This window comes from Mycobacteriales bacterium (assembly GCA_035995165.1).
In the GTDB taxonomy this organism is placed as follows: Bacteria; Actinomycetota; Actinomycetes; order Mycobacteriales; family CADCTP01; genus CADCTP01.
This window is the reverse complement of the sequence record DASYKU010000025.1, coordinates 25,024-39,068: the sequence shown is the minus strand read 5'-3', so window position 1 is coordinate 39,068 and position 14,045 is coordinate 25,024. Positions and strand designations below refer to the sequence as shown.

The 14,045-nt window shown below is 73.8% G+C and carries 16 protein-coding genes; 11 read left to right on the top strand and 5 right to left on the bottom strand.

What is annotated here, in order from left to right:
* The 3 genes from VGP36_04590 to VGP36_04580 form a co-directional block, all read left to right on the top strand.
* Positions 1-284, top strand: a 284-nt coding sequence (locus VGP36_04590; protein ID HEV7654004.1) for a hypothetical protein, incomplete at its 5' end; no start/stop codon positions are given.
* A gap of 22 nt (positions 285-306) precedes the next feature.
* The gene (locus VGP36_04585) at positions 307-642 is read left to right on the top strand and encodes a rhodanese-like domain-containing protein (GenBank protein ID HEV7654003.1); all 336 of its coding nucleotides are present in this window, start codon (positions 307-309) and stop codon (positions 640-642) included.
* Positions 639-1,415 (top strand): glycerophosphodiester phosphodiesterase family protein, encoded by a 777-nt coding sequence (locus VGP36_04580; GenBank protein ID HEV7654002.1) that lies wholly within the window; start codon positions 639-641, stop codon positions 1,413-1,415. The genes VGP36_04585 and VGP36_04580 overlap by 4 nt, the downstream gene beginning before the upstream one ends.
* A 111-nt stretch (positions 1,416-1,526) precedes the next feature.
* Here VGP36_04580 and VGP36_04575 read toward each other — a convergent pair whose 3' ends face one another.
* Positions 1,527-2,168: a MarR family winged helix-turn-helix transcriptional regulator gene (locus VGP36_04575; protein HEV7654001.1), complete on the bottom strand. Its 642-nt coding sequence runs from the start codon at positions 2,166-2,168 to the stop codon at positions 1,527-1,529.
* 52 nt (positions 2,169-2,220) lie between these two features.
* On the opposite strand from VGP36_04575, the gene VGP36_04570 reads away from it, so the two are divergent.
* Together VGP36_04570 and VGP36_04565 are read left to right on the top strand one after the other, a co-directional pair.
* Complete coding sequence (locus VGP36_04570) at positions 2,221-3,207, top strand: ATP-binding cassette domain-containing protein (GenBank protein HEV7654000.1); 987 nt, start codon at positions 2,221-2,223, stop codon at positions 3,205-3,207.
* The gene (locus VGP36_04565; protein ID HEV7653999.1) at positions 3,207-4,097 is read left to right on the top strand and encodes an ABC transporter permease; all 891 of its coding nucleotides are present in this window, start codon (positions 3,207-3,209) and stop codon (positions 4,095-4,097) included. The genes VGP36_04570 and VGP36_04565 overlap by 1 nt, the downstream gene beginning before the upstream one ends.
* A 4-nt stretch (positions 4,098-4,101) precedes the next feature.
* Here VGP36_04565 and VGP36_04560 read toward each other — a convergent pair whose 3' ends face one another.
* Positions 4,102-4,536, bottom strand: coding sequence for a cupin domain-containing protein (locus VGP36_04560; GenBank protein HEV7653998.1), 435 nt, complete (start codon positions 4,534-4,536; stop codon positions 4,102-4,104).
* On the bottom strand, positions 4,533-5,486 hold the full coding sequence (locus VGP36_04555) for an FAD-dependent oxidoreductase (protein ID HEV7653997.1): 954 nt from the start codon (positions 5,484-5,486) through the stop codon (positions 4,533-4,535). Before VGP36_04555 ends, VGP36_04560 begins: the two co-directional genes overlap by 4 nt.
* A gap of 169 nt (positions 5,487-5,655) precedes the next feature.
* Between VGP36_04555 and VGP36_04550 the strand changes: the two genes are divergently transcribed.
* Together VGP36_04550 and VGP36_04545 are read left to right on the top strand one after the other, a co-directional pair.
* Positions 5,656-6,057, top strand: coding sequence for an ATP-binding protein (locus VGP36_04550; protein ID HEV7653996.1), 402 nt, complete (start codon positions 5,656-5,658; stop codon positions 6,055-6,057).
* A 44-nt stretch (positions 6,058-6,101) separates the two neighbouring features.
* Positions 6,102-7,031, top strand: coding sequence for a DUF5926 family protein (locus VGP36_04545; protein HEV7653995.1), 930 nt, complete (start codon positions 6,102-6,104; stop codon positions 7,029-7,031).
* A 25-nt stretch (positions 7,032-7,056) separates the two neighbouring features.
* On the opposite strand, the gene VGP36_04540 is transcribed toward VGP36_04545, so the two are convergent.
* Entirely contained in the window at positions 7,057-8,244 is a 1,188-nt protein-coding gene (locus tag VGP36_04540; GenBank protein HEV7653994.1) for an arginine deiminase, read from the bottom strand.
* Between the two features lie 38 nt (positions 8,245-8,282).
* On the opposite strand from VGP36_04540, the gene VGP36_04535 reads away from it, so the two are divergent.
* Positions 8,283-9,179, top strand: coding sequence for an SDR family NAD(P)-dependent oxidoreductase (locus VGP36_04535; GenBank protein HEV7653993.1), 897 nt, complete (start codon positions 8,283-8,285; stop codon positions 9,177-9,179).
* A gap of 12 nt (positions 9,180-9,191) precedes the next feature.
* Here VGP36_04535 and VGP36_04530 read toward each other — a convergent pair whose 3' ends face one another.
* Positions 9,192-9,830 (bottom strand): rhomboid-like protein, encoded by a 639-nt coding sequence (locus tag VGP36_04530; protein ID HEV7653992.1) that lies wholly within the window; start codon positions 9,828-9,830, stop codon positions 9,192-9,194.
* A 95-nt stretch (positions 9,831-9,925) separates the two neighbouring features.
* Here VGP36_04530 and VGP36_04525 point away from each other — a divergent pair, with 95 nt between their 5' ends.
* The 3 genes from VGP36_04525 (at position 9,926) to VGP36_04515 (ending at position 14,041) form a co-directional block, all read left to right on the top strand.
* Positions 9,926-11,656: a phosphatidylglycerol lysyltransferase domain-containing protein gene (locus VGP36_04525; GenBank protein HEV7653991.1), complete on the top strand. Its 1,731-nt coding sequence runs from the start codon at positions 9,926-9,928 to the stop codon at positions 11,654-11,656.
* 105 nt (positions 11,657-11,761) lie between these two features.
* A complete protein-coding gene (locus VGP36_04520) occupies positions 11,762-12,508 on the top strand; it encodes a hypothetical protein (protein ID HEV7653990.1) in 747 nt (248 codons plus the stop codon).
* Positions 12,509-12,643: 135 nt separating this feature from the next.
* Entirely contained in the window at positions 12,644-14,041 is a 1,398-nt protein-coding gene (locus tag VGP36_04515; GenBank protein HEV7653989.1) for an NAD-dependent malic enzyme, read from the top strand.
* Positions 14,042-14,045: the final 4 nt, after the last annotated feature.

The window sequence follows — 14,045 nt, the reverse complement described above, 5'->3', positions numbered from 1 at the left end:
CGAAGGCGTCGAGCAGCGGCGTGCTGACCAACCCGAGCAAGCTCAACAACTTCCTCAAGGCGGTCACCAAGGCGGTCACGGTCGACAAGGGCTTCTCGCTGACCGACGCGGCGGTGAACTTCCGCAGTCTCCGCTCCAACGACCTGACGTTCATCACAATGCCCAACAAGGGCAGCGCCACCGTCGACGGCCAGTCGGTCGTGCTCTCGGACCGGGACAAGGCGTTGGCCCTGTTCAACGCCGTGAAGAACGACCAGATGAGTCCCTACATCAAGAAGAGCTGACACCGACCCTTAGGCTGAAAGCGTGTTCGGACCGCAAGTACCCAACGTCGCCCCCACCGACGTGCCCGCCGAGGCCTACCTGCTCGACGTGCGCGAGCCCGACGAGTGGGCGGCCGGCCACGCGCCGGACGCCCACCACGTACCGATGATGGAGATCCCGGCCCGCATGGCCGAGGTCCCGACCGACGTCGACGTGGTCGTGGTCTGCCGCTCCGGCGGCCGCTCCGGCCAGGTCGTCTCCTACCTACTCGGCAACGGGTGGGACAACGTGCGCAACCTCGACGGCGGCATGCAGTCGTGGGCCGGCGCCGGCCGCGAAATGATCAGCGAGAACGGACAACCGGCCCGCGTGCTATGAACAGGCCGCTCGTCTTCGCCCACCGCGGTGGGGCCGACGCGCTCCCCGAGCACACGCTCGGGGCCTACCTGCGCGCCATCGACGAGGGCGCGGACGGCGTCGAGTGCGACGTCCGGCTGACCCGCGACGGGCACCTGGTCTGCGTGCACGACCGTACGGTCGACCGCACGTCGACCGGGCACGGTGTCGTCTCCGACTTCGACCTGGACGACCTGCGCGGGCTGGACTTCGGCTCCTGGCATGCGACCGGCGCCGAGGCCGGGATCTACATCGAGGACCGGGACAGCACCGAGGCGCCCGTGCTCACCCTGGACCGGCTGCTGCAGGTCGTCGAGGGGACCGGGGTGCGGTTGCTGATCGAGACCAAGCACCCAACCCGGTACGCCGGGCTGGTCGAGCAGCAGCTGGTCCGGCTGCTGGAGAAGTACGGGGTGGCCGGCGCGGGCTCGCCGGTCACCGTGATGAGCTTCTCGCCGGTGGCGCTGCGGCGGGTCCGGCTGCTGGCGCCGCCGCTGGAGACCGTGCTGCTGCTCGAGCGGGTGCCGGTCCGGCGCCGGGACGGGTCGCTGCCGGCGGCCGCGGACATCGCCGGGCCGGGGGTGGAGATCCTGCGGGCGCACCCGTCGTACGTGGCCCGGGTGCATGCGCAGGGAAACCGCCTCTACGTCTGGACCGTGGACGAGCCGGCCGACATCGAGCTGGTCCTCGGCCTCGGCGTCGACGCGATCATCACCAACCGCCCCACCGACGTGCTGGCCCGCCTCCGCGCCTGAGCTCGCCGCCCGGTTCTCGGCCGGCGGCCCGGGGGGCGGTAGGAATTGGTTGGGCGCGGCCGCCGGGCCCGTCAGGCACGGAGCGATTCGCGGGCGCGGCCGCCGGGCCCGTCAGGGACGGAGCGATTCGCGGGCGCGCTCGGCCTCGCGGTCGGGGTCGTACGGCTCCGGCGCACGTTCGGGGTTCACCGGGTGCGCGGCGACCTCGCGAGCGGCCGCGTCACGGTCGGCCGCCGCCCGCAGCGCCGCGTCCCGGGCCGCGGCCTCCCCGGCCGGGACCTGGTCCGGCAGCGGGGCGGCGGTGTCGTCAGCGGGGTGGCCGGTGTGGTGGTGGACCACCCGGGTCAGCAACCCGGCCAGCTGCGCGCGCTCGTCCGCGTCCAGCGGGGCGAGCAGCTCCTCGTTCGCCTCCCGGTTGATCTCGCGGAGCCGGACGACGGCGAGCTGACCCTGCGGGGTGACCTCCAACGCGTACCGCCGGCGGTCGGCCGGGTCGCGGCGGCGCTCGAGCAGGCCGGCCCGCTCCAGGATGTCGACCAGCGTGACCAGGTCGCTCGGGTCGAGCAGCAGCGCGTCGCTGACCTCCCGCTGGGAGACCGGCTCCTTCGCCGCCACCACGTGCAGCACGCCGATGCAGCCGGGCCGGAACCCGGCCTCGTGGGCCCAGCTCTCGTGGGCCATCCGGTCGCCGATCGCCCGGCGCGTCAGCGCGGCCAGCCGGTGCGTCAGCGTCGCGATGTCCGGCTCGGGCATGGACCCATCATATGAGGTTGACCGAGGGAATCTCCAATGGTGGGATGCACCCATGATTGAGCAACGTCCGGCCGCCGTCGAGGTGACCGGCCTGGAGAAGCGCTTCGGGGAGATCGAGGCCGTCCGCGGCATCGACTTCCGGGTCGAGCCCGGGGAGACCTTCGGCTTCCTCGGCCCCAACGGTGCCGGCAAGTCCACGACGATCAACATCCTCTGCACGCTGGCCCGGCCGACCGCCGGCAGCGCCCGGGTCGCCGGGCACGACGTCCGGACCGAGCGGGACGCGGTCCGGCGCAGCATCGGCCTGGTCTTCCAGGACCCGACGCTGGACGTCGACCTCACCGCCGAGCAGAACCTGCGCTTCCACGGCGAGCTCTACGGCGTGCCCAAGGCCGTCCTGTCCCGCCGGATCGACGACCTGCTCGCGCTGGTCGGGCTGGCCGAGCGGCGCAAGAGCGTGGTCGAGACGTTCTCCGGCGGGATGAAGCGCCGGCTGGAGATCGCCCGTGGTCTGCTGCACTCGCCGCGGGTGTTGTTCCTCGACGAGCCGACGATCGGGCTCGACCCGCAGAGCCGGGCCTCGGTCTGGGAGTACGTCCGGGAGCTGAAGGAGAGCGAGGACATCACCGTCTTCCTCACCACGCACTACATGGACGAGGCCGAGAACTGCGACCGCATCGCGATCATGAACGCGGGCCGGATCGTCGCCCTGGACACGCCGGAGGCGCTCAAGGCCGCGGTCGGCAAGGACCGGGTGCAGATCACCACCGCCGACGACGAGGCCGCGATCGCGGCGCTGCGCTCGACGTTCGGGGTCGAGGCCGGGATGCACTCGGGTGAGGTGACGTTCTCGGTGCCGGACGGGGAGCGGTTCGTACCGCGGCTGTTCGCCGAGCTCGGGGTGCCGATCCGATCGGTCAGCGTCGCCAGCCCGTCCCTGGACGACGTGTTCCTGTCCCACACCGGCAGCACGATCCTGGACGCGGAGCAGGGCGAGCGCCGGATGCCGCCGATGATGATGCGGGCCGGGAGGCGTTGATGAGCACCCAGCCCACGACCGAGGTCCCGCGCCGGACCGGGGCCCCGCCGGCGCCGGTCTCGCTGGCCGGGTCCGGCCCGGCGCACACCCTGCGCGCGGTCAAGGTCGTCTACCAGCGGGAGATGATCCGGTTCGTCCGGTCCAAGGGCCGGCTGATCTCCGGCCTGGCCCAGCCGCTGCTGCTGTTGTTCGTGCTCGGCAGCGGCCTGTCCGGGCTGACCCGGTCCGCGACCGGTGGGGTCGACTTCCGGACCTTCCTGTTCCCCGGCATCGTGGCGACCTCGACCCTGTTCACCGCGATCTTCGCCGGCATCTCGATCGTCTGGGACCGCGAGTTCGGGTTCCTGCGGGAGATGCTGGTCGCGCCGGTGCCGCGCTCGGCGATCCTGGCCGGCAAGTGCCTGGGCGGCGGCGCGATCGCGACCCTGCAGGCGGTCATCCTGATCGCGCTGGCCGGCCTGGTCGGTGTCCCGTACGACCCCTTGATGATCATCGCCCTGCTCGCGCTGCTGTTCCTGACCGCGCTGGCGATGACCGCGTTCGGGTTGATGATCTCGGCCCGGATCAAGAAGTTCCAGGCCGTGATGCCGATCGTGCAGCTGGTCCTGACCCCGATGATGTTCCTGTCCGGGTCGCTGTTCCCGCTGACCGGGCTGCCGGCCTGGCTGACCGTGGCCACCCGGATCAACCCGCTGTCCTACGCGGTGGAGCCCATGCGGCACGTCGTGTTCGCGCACCTGGACGTGCCGCCGGCGATCCGGGACCGGCTCGACCCGGGCGTCACCTGGGGCAGCTGGGTGGTCCCGATCTGGCTCGACATCCTGGTCGTCTTCGGGTTGGGGGTGGCGATGTTCGCGGTGGCCGCGATCCAGTTCCGCCGGACCGACTGACGCCCTACTCGGCCAGCTCGAAGTCCTCGTACGCGAAGCCGGGCGAGACCACGCAGCCGACCAGGGCGCCGGCGTCGGTCAGCGGCTCGGCCGCCTGCCAGGCGCCGGCCGGGACGAGGCCCTGCAGGAGGTGGCCCGCGCCGGGGTCGGGACCGACGACCAGCCCGGTCCCGGCCGCCGGCGCGGCGCCGGTCCCGCCGAGGCGCAGCCGGACCGGCCCGAGGCCCTGCCAGAGCCAGAGCTCGTCCGAGCGGACCCGGTGCCAGCGGGACCGCTCGCCCGCCCGGAGCAGGAACGTGATGCTGGTCGCGGTCGAGCGCGGACCGGGGTAGCCGGCCGGGGTCAGCTCGACCGGCGTCCGCCAGACCTCGCGGAACCAGCCGCCCTCGGGGTGGGCCTCGAGGGCGAGCTGCTCGATCAACCGGTCGGCGGCACTCATGCCAGCCGTTCCACCAGCGCCCGGCCGAGCCGGTGCCCGGACGTCCAGGCGGTCTCGACCCGGGGCGAGCCCCAGCTGTCCCCGCACAGCGCGACCCCGGATCCGCCCAGGTGGAACGGCTCGTCGTGGGGCGCGGCCGGGCTGGCCAGCGACCAGCGGTGCAGGTACGTCCAGGCCGGCGGCCGGTCGATCTCCAGAACCCGCTGCAGCGCGGCGAGGGCCGGCTCCGCGGCGTCCCGGGGCCGGTCCAGGTGCGGTGCCGCGAACGCCGACGTGGTGTGGGCGACCAGCACCGGCGCCCCGTCCCCGCGGCGGCGGCCGTCGTCGGCGACCCAGGACAGGTCCGGGTCGTCGGTCACGAACGCGCCGTCCAGGTCCCGCCAGCAGCGCTCGTCCCAGCCGGCCGCGAGTGTCAGCGCCGGCTCGGACTCCCGGCCCGCGACCGCGGCCAGCTCCGCGGCCAGCTCGTCGGCGAGCAGGTCGCAGGCCTGCGGGTCGGGCATGGCCAGCACGACCGCGGCGGCCGGCTCCCCGTCCACGGTCGGGCCCGGTCCCACGTCCGCCACCTCCGACCGGTACGCGATGTCCAGCCCCGCGGCCAGGTCCACCACCAGCGAGCGCAACCCGCCCGGGGTGCCGTACCGGACCGGGCCGGGGTCGCTGAGGTCCCAGCCCGTGGGCGTACGGACGGCGAAGCGGTCGGTCCAGGGCCGGATCAGCCCGCGCTGCTGCCAGGACTCGACCACCGCGCCGAACTCCGGCGTCCGGCAGGTCAGGTACGACGCGCCGAGGTCGACCTTCCGCCCGGCCAGCGTGCGGGAGGACATCCGGCCACCGGGCACGTACGAGCGCTCGTGCAGGCGGACCGGGACGCCGGCGGCGGTCAGTTCACGCGCGCATGCGACACCGGAGATACCAGCACCGACGATCACGACAGGAGGGCTCGTCACTCGGCCTATCCTTACCCTCCGGAGCGGTTTTCGCGCGCCGATGGTCGCAGCCTGTATACGTTCGCACTACCGTGCGGCGCAGAGGGTTACCGACTCGGGTCGTCGGGGGATACCTCTCGAAGTTCAGATCCGACCGACCGACCGTCAAGACGTGGCGTGAAGAGGCGCAGTGCTCCGCTTGGTGACCGTTCGCCACACGCCGGCGAGTGCCGGCGAGGTACGGCGTCAGCTCAGTGCGGATCTTGCCGATGCCGGGCTGCCCCCGGCCGTGATCGCCGATGCGACGCTCGTGATCAGCGAGTTGGTGGGGAATGCCGTCCGCTACGCCGAGCCGCTGCCCGGTGGCCTGCTCGAGGTGAGCTGGACCGTCGAGGACGAGTGCGTCCGGCTGCGGGTGTCCGACGGCGGCGGCCCGAGCGTGCCGGCCCGGCACGACGCCGGGCCGGAGGACGTCCGCGGCCGCGGCCTGGCCATCGTGGCCGCGCTGGCCCGGGACTGGGGCGTCGAGCAGTCCAGCAACGGCGGCGGACCGGCCAGCACGGTCTGGGTCGAGCTGGCGGTCAGGTCCTGACGGGCCGGTCCGGTCCGTACCAGGGGTGTCGGTAGGGTCGGCGGGTGAGTCGCCGCACCGCCGCACGCCGTTCCGCCCGGACGACCCCCGAGGGGGAGGTCGACCCGAAGGCGCCCTGCCCGTGCGGGTCCGGCCGCCGTTACAAGAGCTGCCACGGGGCCGGCGACGTCGCCGTGCCCAGGCCGTTCGAGGGGCTGCCGGCCGAGTGCGACTGGGTCGCGATGCGCGAGCTGGTGCCGTCCGCGACCGCGCCGCTGACCCTCAAGGACTCCGACCGCGAGGTGACGCTGGCCACCCTGCTGCCGCTGGCGCTGCCCGCGATCGTGCGGGCCGACGGCCGGATCCTGCTCGGCCTGCAGGTCCACGCGCGCTCCGGCGACGTGAGCCGGGACGTGGCCCACGTGCTGGAGCAGGCCCTGGTGGCGGAGCCCGGCACGATGGTCTCGACGACCGGGCTGCCCGGGCCGGGGCCGCGGCTGCAGGACCTCCTCGACCTGGACGGGGCGGTGGAGCCGACCGTGCACCGGGACTTCGCGTTCTGGCTGGAGGGGTCGACCTCGGACGACCCCGAGGTGGCGGCGTCGATGGAGCGGGCCGACGCGGCCGTGGTGCCGACGGTCCGGCTCGACGTCGAGCCCGGCGCGGCGTACTGGTGCCGGATCGGGGACAAGGCGCACCTGCGCTGGGTCGTCCCGTACGAGGAGGACGCCCTGCTCGACGCGCTGGCCCGGCTCGGCGCGGCCGGGACGCTGCCGCTCGGCGTGGACACCCGGTACGCGGGGTCCTTCCGGGCCCACAGCCTGCTCGTCCCGGTCTGGGACCTGCCGACGGAGCTGCCGGCCGAGCAGTGGGAGGAGCCGGCCCGGGAGTTCGCCGGGCGGCTGACCGAGGCGCTCGGTCAGGACGGACCGCTGTCCAGCGCCGAGCGGCGCGCCCGGGACGGCCTGCGCGGCCGCCAGCTCACCCTGCGCTAGTCGGCCGCCGGGTCGCGCGGCGGCGCTAGAGCGGGTCGCGCTCGACGGGGCAGCTCATGCAGCGGGGGCCGCCGCGGCCGCTGCCGAGCTCGGAGCCGGCGATCCGGATCACCTCGATGCCGTGCGCCTCGAGCTGCGCGTTCGTCTCCGCGTTCCGCTCGTACGCCATCGCCAGCCGGGGCGCCACGCACAGCGTGTTGTTCCCGTCGTCCCACTGCTCCCGCTCGGCCGTCACCGGGTCCAGCCCGGTCCCGATGACCCGGATCCGGTCCAGCCCGAGCGCCCGCGCGCCCGCGGCCAGGAACGGCTCGGGCTCGCCGACCACCAGCTCACCGTCGTCCCCGGCCGTGACCGTGTACGCGAGCGTGTCCGCGACCGGCGGATACAGCGTGACCGCGTCGACGTCGACCATCGTGCAGATCGTGTCCAGGTGCATGGTCGCCCGCTCCTGCGCGATCGGGACCACCACCACCGTGTGCACCAGCCCCTCGTCGAACACCCGGCGGGCCAGCGTCTCCACCCCGGCCGGCGTGGTCCGCTGGCCCGTGCCGACCGCGAGCACGCCCGGGCCGAGCAGCAGCACGTCGCCGCCCTCCAGCCACTCCGACTGCGGCTCGTACACCGTCGCGGTGCCGGCGAAGCGCGGGTGCGAGGCGTAGATCGCCCGCAGCAGCGTCGTCTCCCGGCGGCGGGCCAGCATCGACGGGCTGGTCACCGCGACCTCGCCCCGGATCCAGACGCTGGAGTCGCGGGTGAACAGCAGGTTGGGCAGCGGGTCGACGACGAAGTCGTGCTCGTCCATCAGCCGGTACGTCAGCCCGCGGCCGGTCTTCAGCTCCCGCTGGGTGAGCCCGGCCGTGAGCACCCCGGCCAGGTCGGTCGGGTGCAGCTCGGACAGGTGCCGCTGCACGACCGTACGGAGGGTCGGGCCGAGGCGGGGGTCGTCCAGCACGGCCGCGATCGTGGAATCCCGCGCGTCCGACTCGACCAGCGTCTGCTCCAGCAGCTCGCCCAGGTAGAGCACCTCGACACCGTGGTCGCGCAGCGCCTGGGCGAACCCGTCGTGCTCGTCCTGGGCCCGGTCCACCCACGGGATCCCGTCGAAGAGCAGCTGGTCGTTGTTGCGCGGGGTCAGCCGCTTGAGCTCCGCGCCCGGCCGGTGCAACAGGACCGTACGCAGCCGACCCACCTCGCTGTCGACATACCCGGCCACATGCTGACTCTATCGGCGCCGCCGGTACGGTGGCCGACATGGGGCTGTTGGACGACAAGGTCGTCGTGGTGACCGGCGCCGGGCGCGGTATCGGCCGTGGTGAGGCGCTCGAGTGCGCACGGCAGGGCGCCGCGATCGTGCTCAACGAGTTCGACCCGGCGGTCGGCGCCGCGGTCGTCGACGAGATCAAGGCCACCGGCGGGAACGCGGTCCTGGTCGAGGGCGACGTCTCCGAGATCGCCGTCGCCGACGAGCTGATCGCGACCGCGGTGCGCGAGTTCGGCCGGCTCGACGGGCTGGTCAACAACGCCGGCGTGCTGCGGGACCGGACGCTGGTGAAGATGAGCCCGCAGGAGTGGGACACGGTCGTCCGGGTCCACCTGCGCGGGCACTACGCGCCGACGCACGCGGCGCTCGGGCACTGGCGGGAGCACGGCGGCCCCGGCCACATCGTCTGCACCGCCTCCACCTCGGGCCTGCTCGGCAACTTCGGCCAGTCGAACTACGGCGCGGCCAAGGCCGGCATCGCCGCGTTCGCGCAGATCGTCGCGCTCGAGTCGGCCCGGATGGGCGTGACCTGCAACGCGATCGCGCCGGCCGCGCGCACCCGGATGACCGAGGGGGCGTACGGGGACATCTTCGGGGCGAACGAGGGCTTCGACTTCTGGGACCCGGACAACGTCGCCCCGCTGGTGTCGTACCTGGTCAGCGAGGCGTCCGCGCACATCAGCGGCAAGGTCTTCGGGGTCCAGGGCAACGCGGTCGAGCTCTACCGGCCGTGGACGTCCGCGGCCGCGCTGGAGAACGAGGGCGGCCGCTGGGACCCGCAGGTGCTGGCCGGCCGGATCGACGTGCTCTTCGCCGAGGCCGACATCGAGCCGGCCGCGGAGTTCGGCATGGCCCGGCTGCGCTACACGATGACGGACCGCGGCTGACCGTCCGCGCGCTCAGGACGGGGGACGGCGGGCGGCGCGGGTGGTGAGCACGGCCAGGGCGAAGCCGAGCAGCGCCGCGAGGACGTGCCCGACGCCGGTGACGTCGGTGTCCAGCCCCAGTGGGCCGGCGGTGACGACGAGCAGGCCCAGCACGTACCAGGGGCGGAGGCGGCGCGGGACCCGGCCGGCCAGCAGCCCGGCCACGGCGGCCAGCCCGTAGCTGACCCCGACGTCGGGCTCCCGGGCGATCGCCGGGTCGACCACGCCGTCGTTGATCCCGGCGGCGAGCAGCACGGCCACGAACAGCGTCGCGCCGACGTGCCCGAGCACGGCGACGATGATCGTCGCGGTCCGGCCCAGCCAGCGCTGCGCCGCCCCGAAGACCAGCACCAGCGGGGCGAGGATCCACAGCCCCCACAGCGGCCAGACCACGAACGCGCTGGCCCCCAGCACGAGCAGCGGCGTGTGCCGCAGGTTGTCCAGGTTGGTGCTGGTGTCCAGGACCAGGTCCTGGGGCCGCGTCCCCGGCAGCACCCGGACCACGATCGCCACGACGACGACCACGGCCGCGTACGCCCAGCCGACGTCGGCGCCCCGGAAGGCCCCGGCAACGGTGGGACGACGCCACCGCCGCACGCCGGGCCCGCCCACCCGATCACGATAGGGCGCTCACCGGCCCCTCACCGTCCGGCCCGTACGGTTGGCGCGCCAGGGCGCAACGCCGCGCCATCTATCGAGGAGCAGTCGTGAGCAGACCCACCCTCCTGGTCCCTCGGGGCCCGGAGGCGGCGACGGTCAGGGAGGCGAGCCGGCGGACCGCGACCCTGGTGGCCACCGTGACCTGGCTGCTGGGCGCGGGCACGGTGGTCAGCGCGCTGCTGCCGCCGATCCGGGGCCGGATGCGGGTGCTCACCGAGCTCGTCCCGCTGCTCGGCGCCGACACCGCGACGGCGGTCGCGGCCGCGCTCGGCGTGCTGCTCTGTTACCTGGCCGGCGGGCTGCGCCGGCGCAAGCGGCGGGCCTGGCTGACCGCGGTCGCGGTGACGCTCCTGGTCGCGATCGCCCACCTGGCCAAGGGCCTGGACGTGGAGGAGGCGCTGGCCTCGCTCGCGGTGCTGGGCCTGCTGGTGGCGACCCGGCGCGAGTTCCAGGCCGAGGGCGACCCGACCAGCCGCTGGCTCGTGGTCCGCCGGTTCGTCCAGCTGGCCGCGATCGGCACCGGCCTCGGCCTGCTCATGCTCCAGGTGTACGGCGACCACGTCGTCGGCCGCCCGTCGCTGGGGATGCAGCTGCGGCACGTGCTGCTCGGGCTGGTCGGCGTCCGCGGCCCGCTGCGGTTCTCCGGCGACCGGGCGGCCGACCTGGTCTCGGCCGTGCTGCTCGCCTTCGGGCTGCTGACCGCGTTCTCCACGGCGTACCTGGTGCTGCGGGCGGCCGAGCCGGTGGCCCTGCTCTCCGGCACCGACGAGCAGCGGCTGCGGGAGCTGCTGGCCCGGCACGGCGGGCGCGATTCGCTCGGCTACTTCGCGCTGCGGCGGGACAAGAGCGTGGTGTTCTCGGCCAGCGGCAAGGCGGCGGTGGCGTACCGGGTCGTGCACGGGGTGCTGCTGGCCAGCGGCGACCCGATCGGCGACCCGGAGGCCTGGCCGGGCGCGATCGCCGAGACGCTGGAGCTGGCCCGGCGGCACGCCTGGGTGCCGGCCACGATCGGCTGCGGCGAGCTCGGCGCGACCGTCTGGGCCCGGCACGGCCTGGACGCGTACGAGCTGGGCGACGAGGCCGTGCTCGACCTGGACACGTTCAGCCAGGCCGGACGGCCGATGCGGGGCGTCCGGCAGGCGGTCTCCCGGATCGAGCGGGCCGGCTTCACCGCGGCGGTCCGGCGGACCGGGGAGATCCCGCCGGCCGAGCTGTCCGAGCTGGTCTCGGTCGCGGCGGCCTGGCGCGGCGGCACGGTCGAGCGCGGCTTCTCGATGGCGCTGTCCCGCATCGGCGACCCGGCCGACCCCGACTGCGTGGTTGTCACCGCGCACCAGGACGGAACACTGCGCGGGCTGCTGCACTTCGTGCCCTGGGGCGAGGACGGCCTGTCGCTGGACCTCATGCGCCGGGACCGGACCGCGGACAACGGGCTGAACGAGTTCCTGGTCGTCTCGCTGGCCGACGCCGGCCCGGCCCTGGGCGTACGGCGGCTGTCGCTGAACTTCGCGGTGCTGCGGTCCGCGCTGGAGCGGGGCGAACGGATCGGGGCCGGCCCGATCGCCCGGGCCTGGCGCTCGGTGCTGGTCGCGGCGTCGCGGTGGTGGCAGATCGAGACGCTCTACCGCTTCAACGCCAAGTTCCAGCCGACCTGGGAGCCACGCTTCCTCTGCTTCCCCTCCGCCCGGGAGCTGCCGCGGATCGCGGTCGCGGCGCTGGAGGCGGAGGCGTTCCTGGTCCGGCCGCGGCCGCTGCGGGGTTGGCTCGGGCGGCGCTGACCCCGCGATCAGCGGTGCGGCGCTGCGCCGACGGGCGCATTGTCCCGCCGCGAACTCCGTGGGAGATTCCCAAGCGTCGATAAACACCTCCGGGGGGAGTTCGCAATGGTGCGAACGATCGTCAAGGCTGTCCTGCTCGCGGTGGCCACGGCTGCCACCGTCGTCACCGTCGGGGGCACGGCCGGTGCCGCGGCCTGCTCGGTGCGCAACGGCACCAGCTCGTTCGGCACCCTGCAGGCGGCCATCGCCGCGGCCGCCGACGGGAACCGGCTGGTGATCTCCGGCACCTGCACCGGCCCGTTCCTGCTCGACAAGAGCCTCACCCTGGTCGGCAGCGCGCCCGGAGCCGGCCGTCCGGTGCTCACCGGCGCGAACGTCAGCCGGGTCCTCGTCGTCGACGCGCCGGCGGTCGTCGCGCTCACCGACGTGATCGTCCGCAACGGCAACTCGACCGGGTTCGGCGGCGGGGGCGGCATCAGCAGCTCCGGCACGCTGACGCTGACCCGCGTCCTGGTGACCCAGAACCGCACGGTCGGGGCCGGCGGCGGCATCCTCAACCTCGGCGACATGACGCTGACCCGCTCGCTGGTCTCGAGCAACCGGTCCGGCTTCGACGGCGGCGGCATCTTCAACGCCGGCGACCTGACCACCTGGTCGACCAACCTGGTCGGCAACAGCACCACCGGCGTCGGCGGCGGCATGTTCAGCGAGGGGGTGGCGACCATGCACGGCGGTCAGGTCACCCGCAACACCGCGACCGACGTGGGCGGCGGCATCCTCACCGTGAACATCCTCACGCTGGACGGGACCCGGGTCTTCGGCAACACCCCGGACGACTGCGACGACTGCTGAGCAATCGGCACGAACCGCTGCCGACCCGGCGGTGGCAGGATTGGCGGCATGGTCAGCGTGGATCCGTCCGGCACCGGAACGATGTCGGACCGGCCGAGACGTCCGGTCCCGACGAGTGCGTCCTACTCGATCACGGTGCGGTTGCAGGCCGACCCGGACCCGGCGGTGGTCGGCCGGATCGCCACCGCGGTCGGCACCGCCGGCGGGGTGGTGACCGCGATCGATGTCGCCGAGTCCCGGCACGACCGGATCACGGTCGACGTCACCTGCTCGGCGGTGAACGGTGAGCATGCGGACGAGATCGTCGCCGCGCTCGGTGCCGTCGAGGGTGTCACCGTGCACAAGGTCAGCGACCGGACGTTCCTGCTGCACATCGGCGGGAAGATCGAGACCCATTCCAAGGTGCCGCTGCGGACCCGCGACGACCTGTCCATGGCGTACACGCCCGGGGTGGCGCGGGTGTGCCTGGCGCTGGCCCGCAACCCCGACGACGTCCGGCGGCTGACCTCGAAGGGCAACACGGTCGCGGTCGTCACCGACGGCACCGCGGTGCTGGGGCTCGGTGACCTCGGGCCGGGCGCGGCGATGCCGGTGATGGAGGGCAAGGCCGCGCTGTTCAAGCGGTTCGCCGGGATCGACGCCTGGCCGATCTGCCTGGACACCACCGACGTCGACGAGATCGTCCAGGTGGTGAAGGCGATCGCGCCCGGATTCGGCGGGATCAACCTGGAGGACATCAGCGCGCCGCGCTGCTTCGAGATCGAGCGGCGGCTGCGGGCGCTGCTGGACATCCCGGTCTTCCACGACGACCAGCACGGCACCGCGATCGTCGTGGTGGCCGCGCTGACCAACGCGCTGCGCTGCGTCGGCAAGGCGCTCGGCTCGGTGAAGGTCGTGGTCTGCGGAGCCGGTGCGGCCGGGACCGCGGTGGCCGAGCTGCTGCTGGAGGCCGGCGTACGGCACCTGCTGGTCTGGGACCGGGAGGGCATCCTCGCCCCGTCCGACGACCGGCTGTCCGGCTCGAAGCGGCGGCTGGCCGAGCGGACCAACCCGGAGAACGTCACCGGCGAGCTGCCGGACGCGCTGACCGGCGCCGACGTGGTGATCGGGGTGTCCGCGGCCGGGGTCATCGACCCGGCCTGGCTGACGCTGATGGCGCCGCGGCCGGTGGTCTTCGCGCTGGCCAACCCCGACCCCGAGGTCGACGTCGACGCCGCCCGGCAGGTCGCGGCGGTGGTGGCGACCGGGCGCAGCGACTACCCGAACCAGATCAACAACGTGCTGGCGTTCCCCGGGGTGTTCCGCGGGCTGCTGGACGCGAGGGCCCGCAACATCACCACCTCGATGCTGCTGTCCGCGGCGGCGGCGCTGGCGGCGGTCGTGACCGACGACCAGCTCAACGCGTCGTACGTGGTGCCGAGCGTGTTCGACCCCAAGGTCCCGCGGGCGGTCGCGGCGGCCGTCGCCGAAGCCGCCCGGGTCGACCCCTCCGCCGAGACCGTCCCCATCCCCTCCACGACCGACGACCGCTGAGCGG

Excerpts from the sequence above, each read along its gene's own strand:
- VGP36_04570 (HEV7654000.1), top strand. The coding sequence starts at position 2,221 with ATGATTGAGCAACGTCCGGCCGCCGTCGAGGTGACCGGCCTGGAGAAG.
- VGP36_04565 (HEV7653999.1), top strand. The coding sequence starts at position 3,207 with ATGAGCACCCAGCCCACGACCGAGGTCCCGCGCCGGACCGGGGCCCCG.
- VGP36_04560 (HEV7653998.1), bottom strand. The coding sequence starts at position 4,536 with ATGAGTGCCGCCGACCGGTTGATCGAGCAGCTCGCCCTCGAGGCCCAC.
- VGP36_04580 (HEV7654002.1), top strand. The coding sequence starts at position 639 with ATGAACAGGCCGCTCGTCTTCGCCCACCGCGGTGGGGCCGACGCGCTC.
- VGP36_04520 (HEV7653990.1), top strand. The coding sequence starts at position 11,762 with ATGGTGCGAACGATCGTCAAGGCTGTCCTGCTCGCGGTGGCCACGGCT.
- VGP36_04575 (HEV7654001.1), bottom strand. The coding sequence starts at position 2,168 with ATGCCCGAGCCGGACATCGCGACGCTGACGCACCGGCTGGCCGCGCTG.
- VGP36_04535 (HEV7653993.1), top strand. The coding sequence starts at position 8,283 with ATGGGGCTGTTGGACGACAAGGTCGTCGTGGTGACCGGCGCCGGGCGC.